Genomic DNA, 14,571 nt, shown 5'->3' on the forward strand with positions numbered 1-14,571 from the left:
TGCGAGCCAGCAGGACAGGTGACCGCACAATAAGCGCAAAAGGTGTATTGAGTTTCTGTGCGACACCACATCGAGCGTTATAGGTGGGAGCGGAGCCTGTGGAGGCGGATGAGACTGCAAGCCTGCTCCAGCACCCCCTGATGCAGGTCCGCGCGTCGTTCGTAGCGGATGTGGAGCCGTTTGGACCGGTGGAGCCAGGCGAAGGCGCGCTCTACCACCCAGCGCACCTTGCCCAGTCCGGAACTGTGGGCAACGCTGCGTCGGGCGATCATCGGCTTGATGCCGAACCTCCATAGCAGGCGGCGGTACTTGTCGAAGTCGTAGCCCCGGTCGGCGTACAGGCCGTCACCCCGGAGCAGCCCACGCTCTCCGCGGGACATCGCGCCAGGCGACGCCGGTCCGCAGCACGTACAAGACGCCGGCGAGTGCCGTCCGGTCGGGAACACGCCGTCGCCCGGGGGAACGGCGGCGCCGCTCGGGGGCAGGTGGCAGCAGCGGGGACACCCGCTCCCACAAGTCGTCCGGAACAAGATCAGCAGGCACTCGCACACCTTGCCGACCAAGATCCGCGAGGGCAAGGCCTGCGGCTCAACTCATTCTGAAACGAGCAGTCAGCCCCAAGTAAGCGGGTCGAGATGGCGGTAGAAGCGCAGTCGCTCGTCGTCAAGGGTCATGCCGTACCTCTTGGTGAACGCCACGTCCGCGGTCCGCGCCCGTTCTTCGTCCTCCCAGGTCTCTCGCGCATTGGCGAGCAGCAGCGCCAAGTCGGCGTGGCGGTCGGCCGGCCCGAGGCGGCCCAGGTCGATGAAGCCCGACACGTCCAGGGTCCGCGGATCGAGGACGATGTTGGGCAGGCACAGATCTCCGTGGCAGACAACCGTGTCGGCGACCTCCTGAACCCGCCGCCGAGGGACCTGCCGGGCGAGGTCGGCCAGCAGCTCCACGGCGGGCGTGTGCTGCTGCTCGACGGGAAGAAACTCTGGGTTCACCGCATCACGGGCCACGACGTCACGCGCCACGGCGACCATGGAGTCCAGGCCCTGGCGGAATGGACACTCCGACACGGGCACCTCGTGCAGCCGACGGACCGCGTCCGCAATGTGTTCCCAGGCGGCACGCAGGTCCTCCGCAGGCACCTGATCAGCAGGTGTACCGGAGACGGCACTCGTTACCAAGCAGGCGCCGGCGTCACCGGAGTGCCAGTCAAGAACCTGGGGTCCTGGTACGCCCTGACCGCCCAGCCATGTGATCCGGTCGCGCTCGGCCCTCAGGTCGACTGCATCCGCGGCAGGCACGCACTTGGCATACCGGGTGGCATCGGCACTGCGAAAGACACAGGCGCCCGATTCGCCCGCGGTGACACGCAGCCAGTCGCCACCACCTACGCCGAGCAGCGCCGGCGACGCGGCCCGAGGTCCGGACTGATCGTTCACAGCGGCCACTCTAGCCAGCCCGGAATCCAACTCACCCGTATGATCCCCGCCCCTGCCACGGCCCCGGCCTGCGGCAAGGCATGCTCCGAACGAAACGCCCTGGGCGGTTTCTGTCGGATCAGGGGTGAGGGTGGTGGTCATCGCGCGAGGTTCTCCGTCGCCGAGCGGATCAACGCCGCGTGATCCCGACGCGGTCGGGGACGTGCGGCTTGTGGCAGCCCGGCGGATGGGTGTCCAAGTGCTCAGGCAGTAGCGCGGAGAATTGGTGCCGCAGGGGTCCGAGCAGGCGTGATGGCAGGACAGGCACGAGCCCTGCGGTGATCGCTGAGTGTAGAGAACTCCGTGATCACCGCGGCTCGTGCCTGCTCTTCGTCCGGGGGCACCTTCTGCCCGCCGGTGCGCGCCTACTGCCGGACGCCCTTAGAAGATGAGCCTCCAGCTGTCGATGTAGCCCGTGTCGCCGCGGTACATGTCCTTCACCTGGAGCCTCCAGGTGCCGTTGGCGACCTGGCTGGAGGCGTCCACCGTGTAGGTGGCGAGCACGTTGTCGGCCGAGTCGGACACGTTGCTCTTCTTCAGCGGGTACAGCGTGCCGTCGGGGGCGACCAGGTCGATGACCAGGTCACCGCGCCAGGTGTGCTTGATGTCCACGTCCACCTTGAGCTCGCTCGGCGCCTGGCCCGAGATCCCGGTGACGTCGATGTCAGAGAAGACCGCGGGGCCCGTGGCGCCCGCGTCCGGGATCGGCACGTCGGTGGTGTTCTCGACGATGCCCCTGGCGACGTACCAGGTGAAGTTCGCCGTGGTGATGCCGTGCATGGAGCCTCTGACGGTGACGGTGACGTTGCTGGTGCCCACCGTGGTGGGGGTGCCGGTGATGAGGCCGGTGACGTGGTTGATGGACAGGCCGTCGGGGAGGCCGGTGGCGAAGTAGGTGAGGACACCGGGGTTGAAGCCGGTGGCCTGGATCTGAAGGCCGGCGGCGGTGTCGACCGCGCTGGTCTGGGGGTCGGGGTTGGTCAGCAGGATGCCGTCGACGATGCGGGGGCCGACGTTGATGCCGGCCCAGGCGTTGGCGACGTTGATGTAGGTGTCGCTGCCCAGCCCGTACAGGTCGGCGGCGGCCTGAAGGGTGGCGGTGCGGGCACCGGCATAGTCGGTGGACGAGGTCATGTAGGTGCTGAGGGCCTTGTACCAGATCTTGGCGGCGGCGTCCCGGCCGATCGCGGTGACCGGCAGGCCGTCGGAGGTCGGGGAGTCGTAGTCCACGCCGTTGACGGTCTTGGCGCCGCTGCCCTCGGATGCCAGGTAGAACCAGTGGTTGGCCGGGCCGGAGGAGTAGTGGACGTCGATGGAGCCGATACCGGAGTACCAGGCGTCGGCGGACCTTCCGTCCTTGGAGGGCTTGTCCATGTAGCGCAGCGGGGTGCCGTTGCCGCGGATGTCGATCTTCTCGCCGACGAGGTAGTCGCCCTCGTCGGAGGCGTTGTCGGCCCAGAATTCCACGGCCGCGGCGAAGATGTCGGAGGTGGCCTCGTTGAGGCCGCCGGACTCGCCGCGGTAGATCAGGCCCGCGGTGTTGGAGGTGACGCCGTGGGTCATCTCGTGGGCGCCGACGTCGATGGAGGTGAGCGGCTTGCTGTTGCCGGCGCCGTCACCGTAGGTCATGCAGAAGCAGGCGTCGGACCAGAACGCGTTGACGTAGGCGTTGCCGTAGTGGACGCGTGAGTAGGCGCCGACGCCGTCGTTCTTGATGCCGTTACGGCCGTGGACGTCCTTGTAGTAGTCCCAGGTGAGCTGGGCGCCGTAGGCGGCGTCCACGGCGGCGGTCTGCCGGTCGCCGGTGGTGCCGTCGCCCCAGGTGTCGTCCGGGTCGGTGAACAGCGTGCCGGTGCCGGAGCTGCCGCCGTTGAGGTCGTAGGTCTTGTGGCCGCCGCGGGTGGCGTCGGTCATCGAGTAGCTGCCGTCGGCCGGTGTGGTGCCGATGGTGACCTGGCCGGAGTACTTGCTGTTGCCGACGCCGGTCTCGATGCCCTGGAACTCGAACAGCTTCTTGCCGGACTTGGCGTCGGTGATGACGTGCAGCTCGGAGGGGGTGCCGTCGGCCTGGGTGCCGCCGACCACCGTCTCCCAGGCCAGGGTCGGGGTGCCGGACGCGGCCCAGACGACCTTGCGGGCGGTGCCGGCCTTCGCCTTCGCGACGCCCTTGGCCTTGGCGCGGCCCAGCGCGAAGGTCTTCGCGGAGCCGGCGCTCTTGGCGGCAGTGGTGGACGCGACGGTGATGGTCGCGTTGGTGGCCTTGGTGACGCCCTTGGCCGAGCCGTTCGCGGCCGTGTGGACAACCAGGTCGCCGCCCAGGACCGGAAGTCCGGCGAAAGTCCGCTCGTAGCGGGTGTGCAGGCTGCCGTCTGCGTCCTTCAGGACGGACTTGACGATCAGCGCCTCCTGCGACCTCAGGTGCAGCGACTTGGCGGTCCCCGCCCGGGACGAGTTCGCCGCGGCCAGCAACTCGCCACGCTGCGACGGCGACAACTGCACTGGCATCGCGCCGGCGCGGGCCTGCGCCTTGGCCGGCGCCTGTCTCATGGTGTCGGCGGTGGCGACACTGGACGGCAGCGCGGCCGCAATCATCGCGGCGCCGGCTATCAACGCGCTCGCGGCGACGGCTCTTCGGGGGGTTCGATTCACACGGAACTCCTTCTGCGGCGGCCGGGTGTGAACGGCCGGAGTCAGCCGGGCAGGCGGGGGTGTTGCCGCCCGGTAGAGCTGGAGGTGCGAGTGGGTCGGACGGTGTCCGACGTGATCGCCGCATCGTGTGGTGCCCGTGCGTTTGTAGGGGTGCTCTGCGGCGACTGGACAGAAGCGTGCCAGCATTGACGAGGACTCGTCATGTGCGCGGCGCCAACTTGACCGAAATCTGTCGTTGATCGATCTGTGGTGTTTGTCGGACTGCCCCGCATTAGGCGTCACTTGAGCCTTTTGGTGGTCGGGCGCCGGTTGCCGCTGTCGTAGCCGCGGTCCAGGTTGACATCGATCTGTGCGACCTGTACGCCTTCGGGGCACCCGGCGATCCGAGCAGGATCGTTCTCATCCTCAACGCCAACCCCAACGCCGATGCAGTGCATCCCGACGCCGTGTACCGGTTGCCGTCCTCGTCGGGTCAGGTGCTGAACGGCCCCGGCAGGCCCGGCGCGTGACCGCGCTCCCCCGTGACGGAAACTCGGCTGCGGGTGCCGCACGGCCACCACTAGGCTGCGCTCGCGGGCGGGCGAGCCGCCGTATCGACCGTCAGTGGATCGGAGATGCACGGGGTATGACAAGTCAACTGTTCGCGATCTGCTTCAATGCGACCCAGCCGTCGGGCCTAGCGCGGTTCTGGTCCGAGTTCCTTGGCTGGGAGTTGGTCGACGATCCGGACGACGACGTCGCGATCCTGCCCCCTGATACCGCCGGGTTCCGCATCCGTTTCCTGCCGAGCCAGGAGCCAAAGATCGGCCAGAACCGGGCGCACTTCGACCTGACGAGCGCTTCCCCGGCGGATCAGCAGCAGACGGTGGCCAGGGCGCTGGAACTCGGCGGGCAGCACATCGACGTGGGCCAACTCCCTGAAGAAGGGCATGTGGTGCTCGCCGATCCAGACGGCAACGAGTTCTGCGTCATCGAGGCGGGCAACAAGTTCCTCGCCGACACCGGCTTCATCGGAGCGCTGGCCTGCGACGGTACGCAGGAGGTCGGCTATTTCTGGAGCAAGGCGCTGCGGTGGCCGCTGGTCTGGGACCAGGACCAGGAGACCGCGATCCAATCGCCGAACGGCGGTACGAAGATCACGTGGGGTGGTCCTCCGGTGGCGCCGAAGACGGGCACGAACAGGCTGTACTTCGAGCTGGCGCTCCCCGCCGACGCTGACTGGGATGCGGAGGTCGACCGTCTGCTCTCGCTCGGCGCGACGCGCACCGACACCGGCGAGGGCGACGGCGGCCGGATGCTGATGCTCGACCCCGACGGCAACGAGTTCTCCGTGCAGAGGCCCCGGTAGCGCGGCTGTTGTCGGGTGGGCTGTGTTTCATGGGCGAACACTCATGAAACACAGCCCCCGCAGCCGATCATGCAGGGCTTTTCATGTTTCTTGGGTTGTTGCAAACCACTGAACGTCTGAAACACTCTCATGAAACGCTTCCGGGATCACGAGTGACGACTTCAAGCGCGTGGAAGCGCACGCCTGTCCGATGTCGACCTGCGCCGTCCCACCGGGCTCGCCCTGCCGGAGCGAGGGACGTTCGGAACCGGTTCCCACAAGGGCCGCGTCAGCAGCACTCGACCGCCGGATGAGGCAAAGGCGTTGGTGACAGTCAGACAGGGCAGACGGAGTAGCGCAAGCGGTCATCATGCCGCCCCACCGACGTAGCTGTCACTGGGATGACCTGGGCGGACGGGGATTCCGGCAGGCGCAGGGGCGTTGAACCGCGCTGGTTACTGCCGAGGAACCTCAGATGTTCCGCAAAGATCTCCAAGATCCATTGCTGATGAGGCCGACTGTTGCCAAAGTGCCAGCAATCACCCTCGTCCGAGGCCCTCGGAGGCTCGATGATCACCCGCCGTGCCCTGGTGTCTGCCGCGTCAGCGGCAGCCCTCGCTCTCCCTCTGCTCCTCCCCACCGCAGCCGCCGGCTCATCCCCGGCAGGCGCTGCCGCAGCGCCCTCCGGCGCACGTCTCCAGCCGCCGCCCAAACAGGCCGTCGCCACCGGAAGCGGGGGCGCAGTCTCCAGTGTGAACCCATACGCCTCGCAGGCAGGCATCGAGGTGCTGCGGCACGGCGGCAACGCGGTCGACGCGGCGGTGGCGACCGCGGCCGCGCTCGGAGTGGTCGAGCCGTACTCGGCAGGCATAGGAGGCGGCGGCTACTTCGTGTACTACGACGCCGCCAAGAAGAAGGTGCACACCATCGACGGCCGAGAGACGGCCCCGGCCCGGATGCGCTCCGACTCCTTCATCGACCCGTCCACGGGCAAAGCCATCCCGTTCCAGGAAGCGGTCAACTCCGGCCTGTCCGTGGGAGTTCCGGGCACTCCGGCGACCTGGCAGAAGGCCCTGGACGACTGGGGCACCGTCTCGCTCGGGCGCGCACTTCGCCCGGCCACCCGGATCGCCGACGACGGCTTCGTGGTCAACGACGAATTCCGCGCTCAGACGGCGATGAACGAAGCCCGCTTCCGGGACATCACCTCGACCTCCGAGCTGTTCCTGCCGAACGGTGAACTCCCTGTGGTCGGCAGCCGTTTCCGCAACCCCGACCTGGCCCGTACGTACCGGGAGCTGTCTCGCGAGGGAACAGATGCGCTCTATCACGGCGAGATCGGGCGCGATGTGGTGCGCACCGCGCAGAACCCGCCGGTGACCGCGGGTTCCGACCGTACGTTCTGGCCCGGACTCATGGAGCGGCGCGACCTCGCGAACTACGGGGTGGTGCGCCGGGACCCGACCCGCACCACGTACCACGGGCTGGACGTCTACTCCATGGCCCCGTCCTCCTCCGGCGGCACCACCGTCGGCGAAGCGCTCAACATCCTGGAGAACTTCCCTCTGTCGTCCGCCGACCGGGTCCAGGCGCTGCACCACTACCTGGAATCCAGCCGGATCGCCTTCGCCGACCGCAACCGCTGGGTGGGCGACCCCGCCTTCTCGGACGTGCCCACGAAGGCACTGCTGTCCAAGGAGTTCGCGAAGGACCGGGCCTGCCTGATCCGGCCCGACGCGACGCTGACCAGCCCGCTGGCCCCGGCGGACCCGCGCGGCGCGACAACCGGCTGTGCCCGGGGGAAGGGCACTCAGGAGCCTTACGAGGGGCCCTCGACGACCCATCTGGTGACCGCCGACCGTTGGGGCAACGTGGTCTCGTACACCCTGACGATCGAGCAGACCGGAGGCTCGGCCATCACCGTGCCCGGACGTGGCTTCCTGCTCAACAACGAGCTCACCGACTTCGACTTCACCCCGCTCACCCCCGGGGTACCCGACCCGAATCTGCCCGCGCCGGGCAAGCGCCCGCGCAGCAGCATGTCGCCGACGATCGTGCTGCGGGACGGAAAGCCGGTGATCGCGGTCGGTTCGCCGGGTGGCGCGACGATCATCACCACGGTGCTCCAGACTCTCGTCAACCGTCTCGACCTGGGCATGTCGCTGCCCGATGCGGTCGCCGCTCCGAGGATCTCACAGCGGAACCGGACCACGACCGACGCCGAACCCGCCTTCCTCGACTCACCCGAGCGGACCGCGCTCGAAGGCCTCGGCCAACACTTCGTCCTGGCCCCACAGACCTTCACCCCCTCCCCGGAGATCGGAGCGGTGGCCGCACTGGAGTTCCAGCGCGACGGGAAGGTCACGGCGGTCGCCGAACCCAAGCGGCGAGGTGGCGGCTCGGCCATGGTGGTGAACGAGAGCCGTTGACCCGGCGAACGTTGCATCACTCGGGCCTCGCGGAAGGCCTCGGTGCTTACGACGAAATCGCTGACTCCGGCGCCAGTCTCCTCGGCCCCGCGCCAGAAGGATTGGTCTGACAGTCCACAATCGCAACGCGTCTTTGCCTCGCGATGAGCGCTGTAGTTGACGAGATCTGTCAACTACAGCGCTCGGTGTGTTACGCGAAGTCGCTACGCGTAAGTAGGAACAGTCACGTGAAGGAGGTGTCGATCGGCTGACGCGCCACGACGATCCGTCCTGACCCGCTCCTGTTGGCGCAGTGCTTCGTTCCCCTGACCACACGCCCCGGCTGGGACCGGCTGACAGCCGCGGCCGGATTCGCACTGCTCCTCGGGACGCCCCACTTCGTTGTTCGTGCTCATCATCCGACGATGACACGCCCCGCCCTGCGTAACTCCGCGGTCGCTCAGGCGTAGAAGCGCGAGACGCTCTGCAGCACTGCGGCCGGTTTTGCCTGGCCGTCGATCTCGATCGTGCCGTTGACCGTGATCTGCAGGCCACCGGGCACCTCCTCGACCTCGGCGAGACGGGCGGCCAGACGGATGCGTGAGCCGACCTTCACCGGGGCGGGAAAGCGCACCTTGTTGAGGCCGTAGTTGACCTTGGTTGCGACGCCCTCGACCTCGAGCAGCTCGGTGAAGAAGGGGATGAACAGGGACAGCGTCAGGTACCCGTGGGCGATCGGGGCGCCGAAGGGGCCGGAGGCGGCGCGGCCGGGGTCGGTGTGGATCCACTGGTGGTCGTCGGTGGCCTCGGCGAAGAGGTCGACGCGGTCCTGGGTGACCTCCAGCCACAAGCTGGTGCCGAGGTCGGTACCGGCGAGAGACTTGAGCTGGTCGAGTCCGTTGACGGTGAGTGCCATGGTGACGGGACAGCCTTTCGGTCGGTCAGTTGCCGTGCTGGGCACGGATGTCGTTCTTGCGGAGCTTTCCGGATGCGGTACGCGGCAGCCTGTCCACCAGCAGCACCGACTTCGGGAGTTTGTACTTGGCGAGCATGCCCGCCAGCCGGGCCAGCAGGAGCTCGGGGTCGAGCTCGCTGCCGGGTACGGGGACGACGACGGCGCGGCCGACCTCGCCCCACTTCTCGTCGGGCACGCCGATTACGGCGCATTCGGCGACACCGGGGAGGGCCAGCAGGGCGTCCTCCACCTCGGCGGGGTAGACGTTCTCACCGCCGGAGATGTACATGTCCTTGATCCGGTCGGCGATGGTGACATAGCCGTCCGCGTCGACGCGGGCGGCGTCGCCGCTGCGGAACCAGCCGTCGGTGAAGGCGGCGGCCGATGCCTCGGGCAGGCCCCAGTAGCCGGGGCTGACGTGGGGCCCGCGCACCATGACCTCGCCCAGCTCCCCCGGCGCGACCTCGGACCCGTCGGGGGCGAGCACGCGCACATCGCTGAAGAAGTGCGGCACGCCTGCGGAGCCGGTCTTGCTGACGGCGTGTTCGGCGTCGAGGAAGAGCGTGCCGGGGGCGGCCTCGGTCATGCCGTAGCCCTGGAGGAAAGTGAGTCCGCGGCGCTGGTAGAGGTCGATGAGGGAGGTGGGCACCGGGGCGCCGCCGCAGGTGAGCAGGCGCAGGCTGCTGAGGTCGGCCGTTTCCCATTGGGGCCTGCGGGCCATCAGGTCGTACATCGTGGGCACGCCGAACACGAAGGTGATCCGGTGCCGCTCGATCAGCTCCAGCGTCGCGGTGGCGTCGAAGGATTCGACCAGCACGCAGGTGCCGCCCTTGAGCAGGACCGGGAGGGTGAGCATGTTGAGTCCGGCCGTGTGGAACAACGGCGCGGAGACGAGGGCGCGTTCGTCGGCGATCAGGTCGTGGTCGACCAGGACGTTGACGGCATTCCAGGTCACGTTGCCGTGGGTGAGCATGGCGCCCTTGGGGCGACCGGTGGTGCCCGAGGTGTACATGATGATGCAGGTGTCGCCGAGGGAGACCGGCTCGTCGATCGGGGTGGCATCGACGGCGGCCAGCCGCGCCTCGTAGGCGGGGCCGACCTCGACCGTGATCGGGGCACCGGAGCCGGCGACGAGGTCGGCGCAGCTCGGGGCGTGGATCAGCACCTTGGCACCGCAGTCGTCGAGCTGGAAGGCGATCTCGGGCGCGGCGAGGCGGGTGTTGAGGGGGACGAAGAGGGCGCCGAGCATCCCGGCCGCGAAGCATGTCTCCAGGAAGGCGGGATGGTTGGGCCCCAGGTAGGCGACGCGGTCGCCGCGGCGGACGCCGGCGGCGCGCAGCGCGTGGGCGAGCCGGGTGGTGCGCTCGTGCAGCTCGGCGTAGCTGATGCTGCGGTCACCGTGGACGAGTGCGGTGCGGTGCGGGGTCTTCCGGGCGCGGCGGGCGGGCCAGGAGCCGAATCCCTCGTTGCGCATGGCGGGTGCCCTCTCAGCTGAGCCCGAGCAGCCGGGCGGCGTTGTCCTTGAGGATCTTGGGCTTGACCACGTCCTTGATCGGCAGCTTGTCGAAGTCGGCGAGCCAGCGGTCCGGGGTCAGCACCGGGTAGTCGGAGCCGAAAAGCACCTTGTCCTGGAGCAACGAGTTGGCGTACCGCACCAGCTGCGGCGGGAAGTACTTCGGCGACCAGCCCGACAGGTCGATGTGCACGCCGGGCTTGTGGGTGGCGACGGCGAGGGCCTCGTCCTGCCAGGGGAAGGAGGGGTGGGCGAGGATGATCTTCAGGTTGGGGAAGTCGGCGGCGACGTCGTCGACGTGCATCGGGTTGGAGTACTTGAGCCGGATGCCGCCTCCGCCCGGGACGCCGGCACCGATGCCGGTCTGGCCGGTGTGGAACAGGGCGACGGTTCCGGTCTCCTCGATGACCTCGTAGAGCGGGTAGGCGAGGCGGTCGTTGGGGAAGAAGCCCTGGATGCTGGGGTGGAACTTGAAGCCCTTGACCCCGTACTCCTCGACCAGCCGCCGCGCCTCGCGCACGCCGGCCTTGCCGCGGAAGGGGTCGATGGAGGCGAAGGGGATCAGCACGTCCGGGTTGGCGGCGGCCGCCTCGGCCACCTCCTCGTTGGGGACCGGGGGCGTGCCGGTGGCGTGCTCGGCGTCGACGGTGAAGACGACGGCGGCCATGCGGCGCTCGCGGTAGTAGGCGGCCATCTCCGGCAGGGTGGGCTTGCGGGCACTTTCGACCTTGAAGTAGCTGTTGGACGCCTCGTGCAGGTCGTCCGCGAGGGAGGCCTTCCCGCTCGAGGAGACCTCGGCGTGCGTGTGCACGTCGATGGCGGTCAGCTCGCTCACGTTCACTTGGCACTCCCCGCAGGAACGGCCGGCGCCGGGATGCCGACGGTCTGCGGCTCGCGGCCCACGGAGGTGGCCCAGCTCGCGGCGATGGCCTCGGGGCTCCAGCCGCCGTCGGCGTAGGCGACGGCCGTCTCCTGCGGGTGAGACCACAGGGCCAGCTTGTCACCGCCGATGCCGATGCACTGCCCGGTGACGGCGCGGGCGGCATCTGAGGCGAGGAAGGGGATCAGCGCGGCGCAGTCCTCGGCGGTGCCGAAGCCCTCACCCTTGCGCAGGAAGTCCGGCAGCGGGCTGCCCTGCCTCATGGCCTCGATGTAGGGGGCGAAGGCGGGGATGGTCTCGGTCATGGCAGTAGCGGCGACCGGCACGATCGCGTTGACGGTGATGTTGTTGCGGGCGAGCTCCATGGACCAGGTGCGGACCATGGCGACGATGCCGGCCTTGGCCGCCGCGTAGTTGGTCTGGCCGAAGTTGCCGCGCTGCCCGGCCGGGGAGCCGACCATGATCAGGCTGCCGCCCTCGCCCTGCTCGCGCATGCGGATCGCGGCGGCGCGGGCGCAGGTGAAGGTGGCGCGCAGGTGGGTGGCGATCACCGCGTCGAAGTCCTCGTCGGTCATCTTCCACAACACCTTGTCGCGCAGGATGCCGGCGTTGGTGACCATGACGTCCAGGCGGCCGAACTCGGCGACGGCCCGGTCGACCACGGCCTGCGCCGCCTCGCCGGTGCCGACTGCGACGGCCTCGGCGACGGCTCGGCCGCCGGCCTCGGTGATGGACTTCGCGGCCTGCTCCGCCATGTGGGCATCCAGGTCGTTGACGACCACGGCGGCACCGGCGCGGGCCAGGGCGGTGGCGTAGGCGAGCCCGAGCCCGCGTCCGCTGCCAGTGACGACGGCGACCTTGCCACTGAGGTCGATCGATTCACGAAGGTGTTCAGTGCTCATGGCAATGGAAGGTAGGAGCAATCATTGTGTTCGTCAATGGTTGTTTCCGACCGTGATTCTGCGGCATGATCTCCGCTATGAGCGACGAGCCCTGGATGCGCGGCCTGCACACGGACACCGGCTACCTGCTGTACCGACTCGGCCTGCGGTCCGGCAGCCTCTTCAACGCCGGCCTGGAGCAGCACGGGCTGCGCCTGCGCCACTACGCCGTGCTGCGCTACCTTGCCACCGTCGAGGGCGCGCGACAGCGTGAGCTCGCCGACCGCCTGGGCTATGACCCGAGCGCGATCGTCTCCCTCCTCGACGACCTGCAGCGGCTGGAGCTCGCCGAACGCAAGCCCGACCCGAGCGACCGCCGCAACCGCATCGTCGTGCTCACCGCCGCCGGACGGGAACTGCTGCGCGACAGCGAACAGGACGGTGCCCAGGTCACCGACGCCCTGCTCGCGCCGCTCTCCACCGAGGAGCGCGGCACGCTGCACGCGCTGCTGCTGCGCATCGCGGAGCCCGGCGGCGAGGACTGAGCCCGGTGTCCCGCCAGAGCCCCGGGCCGCCGGCGCCGCGCTCGGCCTCCGGCTGCTCAACGTCCTGGCGGCGTTCGAGCAGAGGCACCGTTCCTGGGCAGTGAGCAGGAGTGAGTCCTGGCTCACCGGCACGCCCCGAACGGTCTTGGGCGCACTGGTCCTCCGCTTTCGCATCCCGGGCAGCGACGCATATCCCGTATGCGCTCCGTTCCAGGCGGGCGGAATCCCTCACGACCTGGCCATATGGGTGTGGCCAGAGGCGACGGGGAGGCCCCGAACCATCTCTCCGGTGACACGGGGGCCCCGACCGCTGACACCACACCCGGCGTCCCAGATCGCACCGAAAACGTCACCCACACCCCACCGGGCATGCCCGCAGCTCATCGCGCCGTTCACCCCATCGTGCCCATGTTCACCAAAACGATGTGCCGGCCCAACAGTTGTGAACCCCTCACTCACGCTCACCGACATCGCGCGGCGCGCCGACCTGCTGCTGCCCACCGCGCACCGCATTGTCGCGGCACTGACCGCATGGGGCGCGCTGGAGCGGGACGAGGGGCGGTACCACGTGAGACTGAGGCTGTGGGAGGTGGCCGCTCTCGCCCCGCGCGGCGTCGCGCTGCGGCAAGCGGCACGTCCGCTCCTGGAGGACCTCCACGAGGCCACCCACGAAAACGTCCACCTGGCCGTGGGCGACGGGCTCGACGTCGTCTACATCGAACGGCTCTCCTCGCGTTCGGCGGTGGGCGTCCGCTCCCAGGTCGGGGCGCGCTGGCCACTGCACGCGACCGGCGTCGTACTGATCCCGCTCGCGCACGGGCCCACCGAGCTCCAGGGCCGGTACTGCGCGGGCTAGCTCCGTACTTCGCGGGTGGCTGAGTCGGGTGGAGTTGCTGCTTGGCCGTGTCCGGCTGGGGGTGGTCGTGTTGACCGGGTGTGACGAAGTCTTCCCGGTCCCCGCGGCTGCGGACGGTGCGCCCGCGCATGGAGTGTGTGGTCACCTCCGTGGTGGAAAAGCGTCTGGGCGCTCTGCCTGTCGCTGCCAAGTTTCTGCGCCGGCTTGATGTGGCCGGGACCATCGACCGGTTGTGCCCGGGCCGCGACATCGCCCACCTCACGCACGGCCAGGTCATCGAGGCACTGGTGGCCAACCGGCTGACCGCACCCGCACCCTTGTGGCGGGTTGATCGCTGGGCTGGAGAGTGGGCGGTGGAAGAAGTCTTCGGGATCGAACCGGAGTTACTCAACGATGACCGTCTGGGACGGGCCCTGGACGCCATCGCTCCGCAACTGACGGAGATCACTGACAGCATCGGAGCCCGGGCGATCGGCGAATTCGGCATCGACGTGTCCACATTTCACTGGGACATGACCTCCATGTCGCTGTACGGCGCCTACCCGGCCGAGGACCAGGACGAGGAGCATCCCCGCATCAAGCACGGCCATCCCAAGGACCGCCGCTACGACCTCAAACAGATCCAGACCGGCCTGGCGGTGACTGACGACGGCGCTGTTCCGCTGCTGTCTCGCGTTATCGACGGCGGAGCCGCGGAGATCTCCCAGATCACCAGCACGATGAACAGCCTTCGCGCGATGGCCGGGCCGAAGGAGTTCCTGCTGATCGCCGACTCCAAGTTGATCTCCTACGCCAACGTCAGCGCCCTGATCAAGGCCGGGACCGTTTTCATCGCCCCCGCCCCCGCATCCAAGGTCGACCGCGAGGTCTACGCCGCCCTCGACCTTGAGGCGGCCGCTGTTGTGGACTACACCCCCGCCCGTGACGAGGACACCCCCACCGGACGGCGCGAGACCTACCGGGTCCTGAAGGACGCCCACCTGCTGGCCGCCCCCCCCGTTACCTTTTTCGTGGCTCCGCAACGGGGCTACCGGCCTTCGGGTCCGGCATGACTTCCCCCCCTTGTTGTTGATGATCCGGGGGGT

10 protein-coding genes and 2 pseudogenes are annotated in these 14,571 nt (G+C 68.7%); 5 read left to right on the forward strand and 7 right to left on the reverse strand.

Going from position 1 to position 14,571, the window contains the following annotated elements; genetic code table 11:
* Positions 1-77: 77 nt before the first annotated feature.
* The 3 genes and pseudogenes from ACFU8W_RS37855 to ACFU8W_RS37865 form a co-directional block, all read right to left on the reverse strand.
* Positions 78-543 (reverse strand): annotated as a pseudogene (locus tag ACFU8W_RS37855) (transposase).
* Between the two features lie 68 nt (positions 544-611).
* The gene (locus ACFU8W_RS37860) at positions 612-1,433 is read right to left on the reverse strand and encodes an APH(3'') family aminoglycoside O-phosphotransferase (RefSeq protein ID WP_384047587.1); all 822 of its coding nucleotides are present in this window, start codon (positions 1,431-1,433) and stop codon (positions 612-614) included.
* A gap of 420 nt (positions 1,434-1,853) precedes the next feature.
* A complete protein-coding gene (locus ACFU8W_RS37865; RefSeq protein ID WP_384047556.1) occupies positions 1,854-4,121 on the reverse strand; it encodes a M4 family metallopeptidase in 2,268 nt (755 codons plus the stop codon).
* 625 nt (positions 4,122-4,746) lie between these two features.
* On the opposite strand from ACFU8W_RS37865, the gene ACFU8W_RS37870 reads away from it, so the two are divergent.
* Both ACFU8W_RS37870 and ggt read left to right on the forward strand, forming a co-directional pair.
* Complete coding sequence (locus ACFU8W_RS37870) at positions 4,747-5,469, forward strand: VOC family protein (protein WP_345509981.1); 723 nt, start codon at positions 4,747-4,749, stop codon at positions 5,467-5,469.
* Positions 5,470-6,017: 548 nt separating this feature from the next.
* Positions 6,018-7,877, forward strand: a complete 1,860-nt coding sequence (gene ggt / locus ACFU8W_RS37875; RefSeq protein ID WP_384047560.1) for a gamma-glutamyltransferase — start codon at positions 6,018-6,020, stop codon at positions 7,875-7,877.
* Between the two features lie 439 nt (positions 7,878-8,316).
* On the opposite strand, the gene ACFU8W_RS37880 is transcribed toward ggt, so the two are convergent.
* Genes ACFU8W_RS37880 through ACFU8W_RS37895 form a run of 4 tightly spaced genes read right to left on the reverse strand, consistent with a single transcriptional unit; the run spans position 8,317 to position 12,106 of the window.
* Positions 8,317-8,772, reverse strand: coding sequence for a MaoC family dehydratase (locus tag ACFU8W_RS37880; RefSeq protein ID WP_384047562.1), 456 nt, complete (start codon positions 8,770-8,772; stop codon positions 8,317-8,319).
* Between the two features lie 25 nt (positions 8,773-8,797).
* A complete protein-coding gene (locus ACFU8W_RS37885) occupies positions 8,798-10,285 on the reverse strand; it encodes a long-chain fatty acid--CoA ligase (protein WP_384047564.1) in 1,488 nt (495 codons plus the stop codon).
* Positions 10,286-10,298: 13 nt separating this feature from the next.
* Positions 10,299-11,165: an amidohydrolase family protein gene (locus tag ACFU8W_RS37890; protein WP_384047570.1), complete on the reverse strand. Its 867-nt coding sequence runs from the start codon at positions 11,163-11,165 to the stop codon at positions 10,299-10,301.
* Positions 11,162-12,106, reverse strand: a complete 945-nt coding sequence (locus ACFU8W_RS37895; RefSeq protein WP_384047573.1) for an SDR family NAD(P)-dependent oxidoreductase — start codon at positions 12,104-12,106, stop codon at positions 11,162-11,164. Before ACFU8W_RS37895 ends, ACFU8W_RS37890 begins: the two co-directional genes overlap by 4 nt.
* A 77-nt stretch (positions 12,107-12,183) precedes the next feature.
* On the opposite strand from ACFU8W_RS37895, the gene ACFU8W_RS37900 reads away from it, so the two are divergent.
* The 3 genes and pseudogenes from ACFU8W_RS37900 to ACFU8W_RS37910 all read left to right on the forward strand — a co-directional run bounded on the left by ACFU8W_RS37900 (position 12,184) and on the right by ACFU8W_RS37910 (position 14,538).
* Positions 12,184-12,630: a MarR family transcriptional regulator gene (locus tag ACFU8W_RS37900; protein WP_345509975.1), complete on the forward strand. Its 447-nt coding sequence runs from the start codon at positions 12,184-12,186 to the stop codon at positions 12,628-12,630.
* A gap of 442 nt (positions 12,631-13,072) precedes the next feature.
* A pseudogene (locus ACFU8W_RS37905) lies at positions 13,073-13,483 on the forward strand (IclR family transcriptional regulator); the annotation flags it as partial.
* 131 nt (positions 13,484-13,614) lie between these two features.
* Positions 13,615-14,538 (forward strand): IS1634 family transposase, encoded by a 924-nt coding sequence (locus tag ACFU8W_RS37910; RefSeq protein WP_384047576.1) that lies wholly within the window; start codon positions 13,615-13,617, stop codon positions 14,536-14,538.
* The last annotated feature ends 33 nt before the right edge of the window (positions 14,539-14,571 follow it).

Origin of the sequence: Streptomyces sp. NPDC057565 (genome assembly GCF_042801455.1) — a bacterium.
Classification (GTDB): Bacteria; Actinomycetota; Actinomycetes; order Streptomycetales; family Streptomycetaceae; genus Streptomyces; species Streptomyces yanii.

What these genes read in the sequence shown, in the direction of transcription:
- ACFU8W_RS37910 (WP_384047576.1), top strand. Translation starts at nt 13,615, where the DNA reads ATGGAGTGTGTGGTCACCTCCGTGGTGGAAAAGCGTCTGGGCGCTCTG.
- ACFU8W_RS37895 (WP_384047573.1), bottom strand. Translation starts at nt 12,106, where the DNA reads ATGAGCACTGAACACCTTCGTGAATCGATCGACCTCAGTGGCAAGGTC.
- ACFU8W_RS37870 (WP_345509981.1), top strand. Translation starts at nt 4,747, where the DNA reads ATGACAAGTCAACTGTTCGCGATCTGCTTCAATGCGACCCAGCCGTCG.
- ACFU8W_RS37880 (WP_384047562.1), bottom strand. Translation starts at nt 8,772, where the DNA reads ATGGCACTCACCGTCAACGGACTCGACCAGCTCAAGTCTCTCGCCGGT.
- ACFU8W_RS37885 (WP_384047564.1), bottom strand. Translation starts at nt 10,285, where the DNA reads ATGCGCAACGAGGGATTCGGCTCCTGGCCCGCCCGCCGCGCCCGGAAG.
- ACFU8W_RS37900 (WP_345509975.1), top strand. Translation starts at nt 12,184, where the DNA reads ATGAGCGACGAGCCCTGGATGCGCGGCCTGCACACGGACACCGGCTAC.
- ggt (WP_384047560.1), top strand. Translation starts at nt 6,018, where the DNA reads ATGATCACCCGCCGTGCCCTGGTGTCTGCCGCGTCAGCGGCAGCCCTC.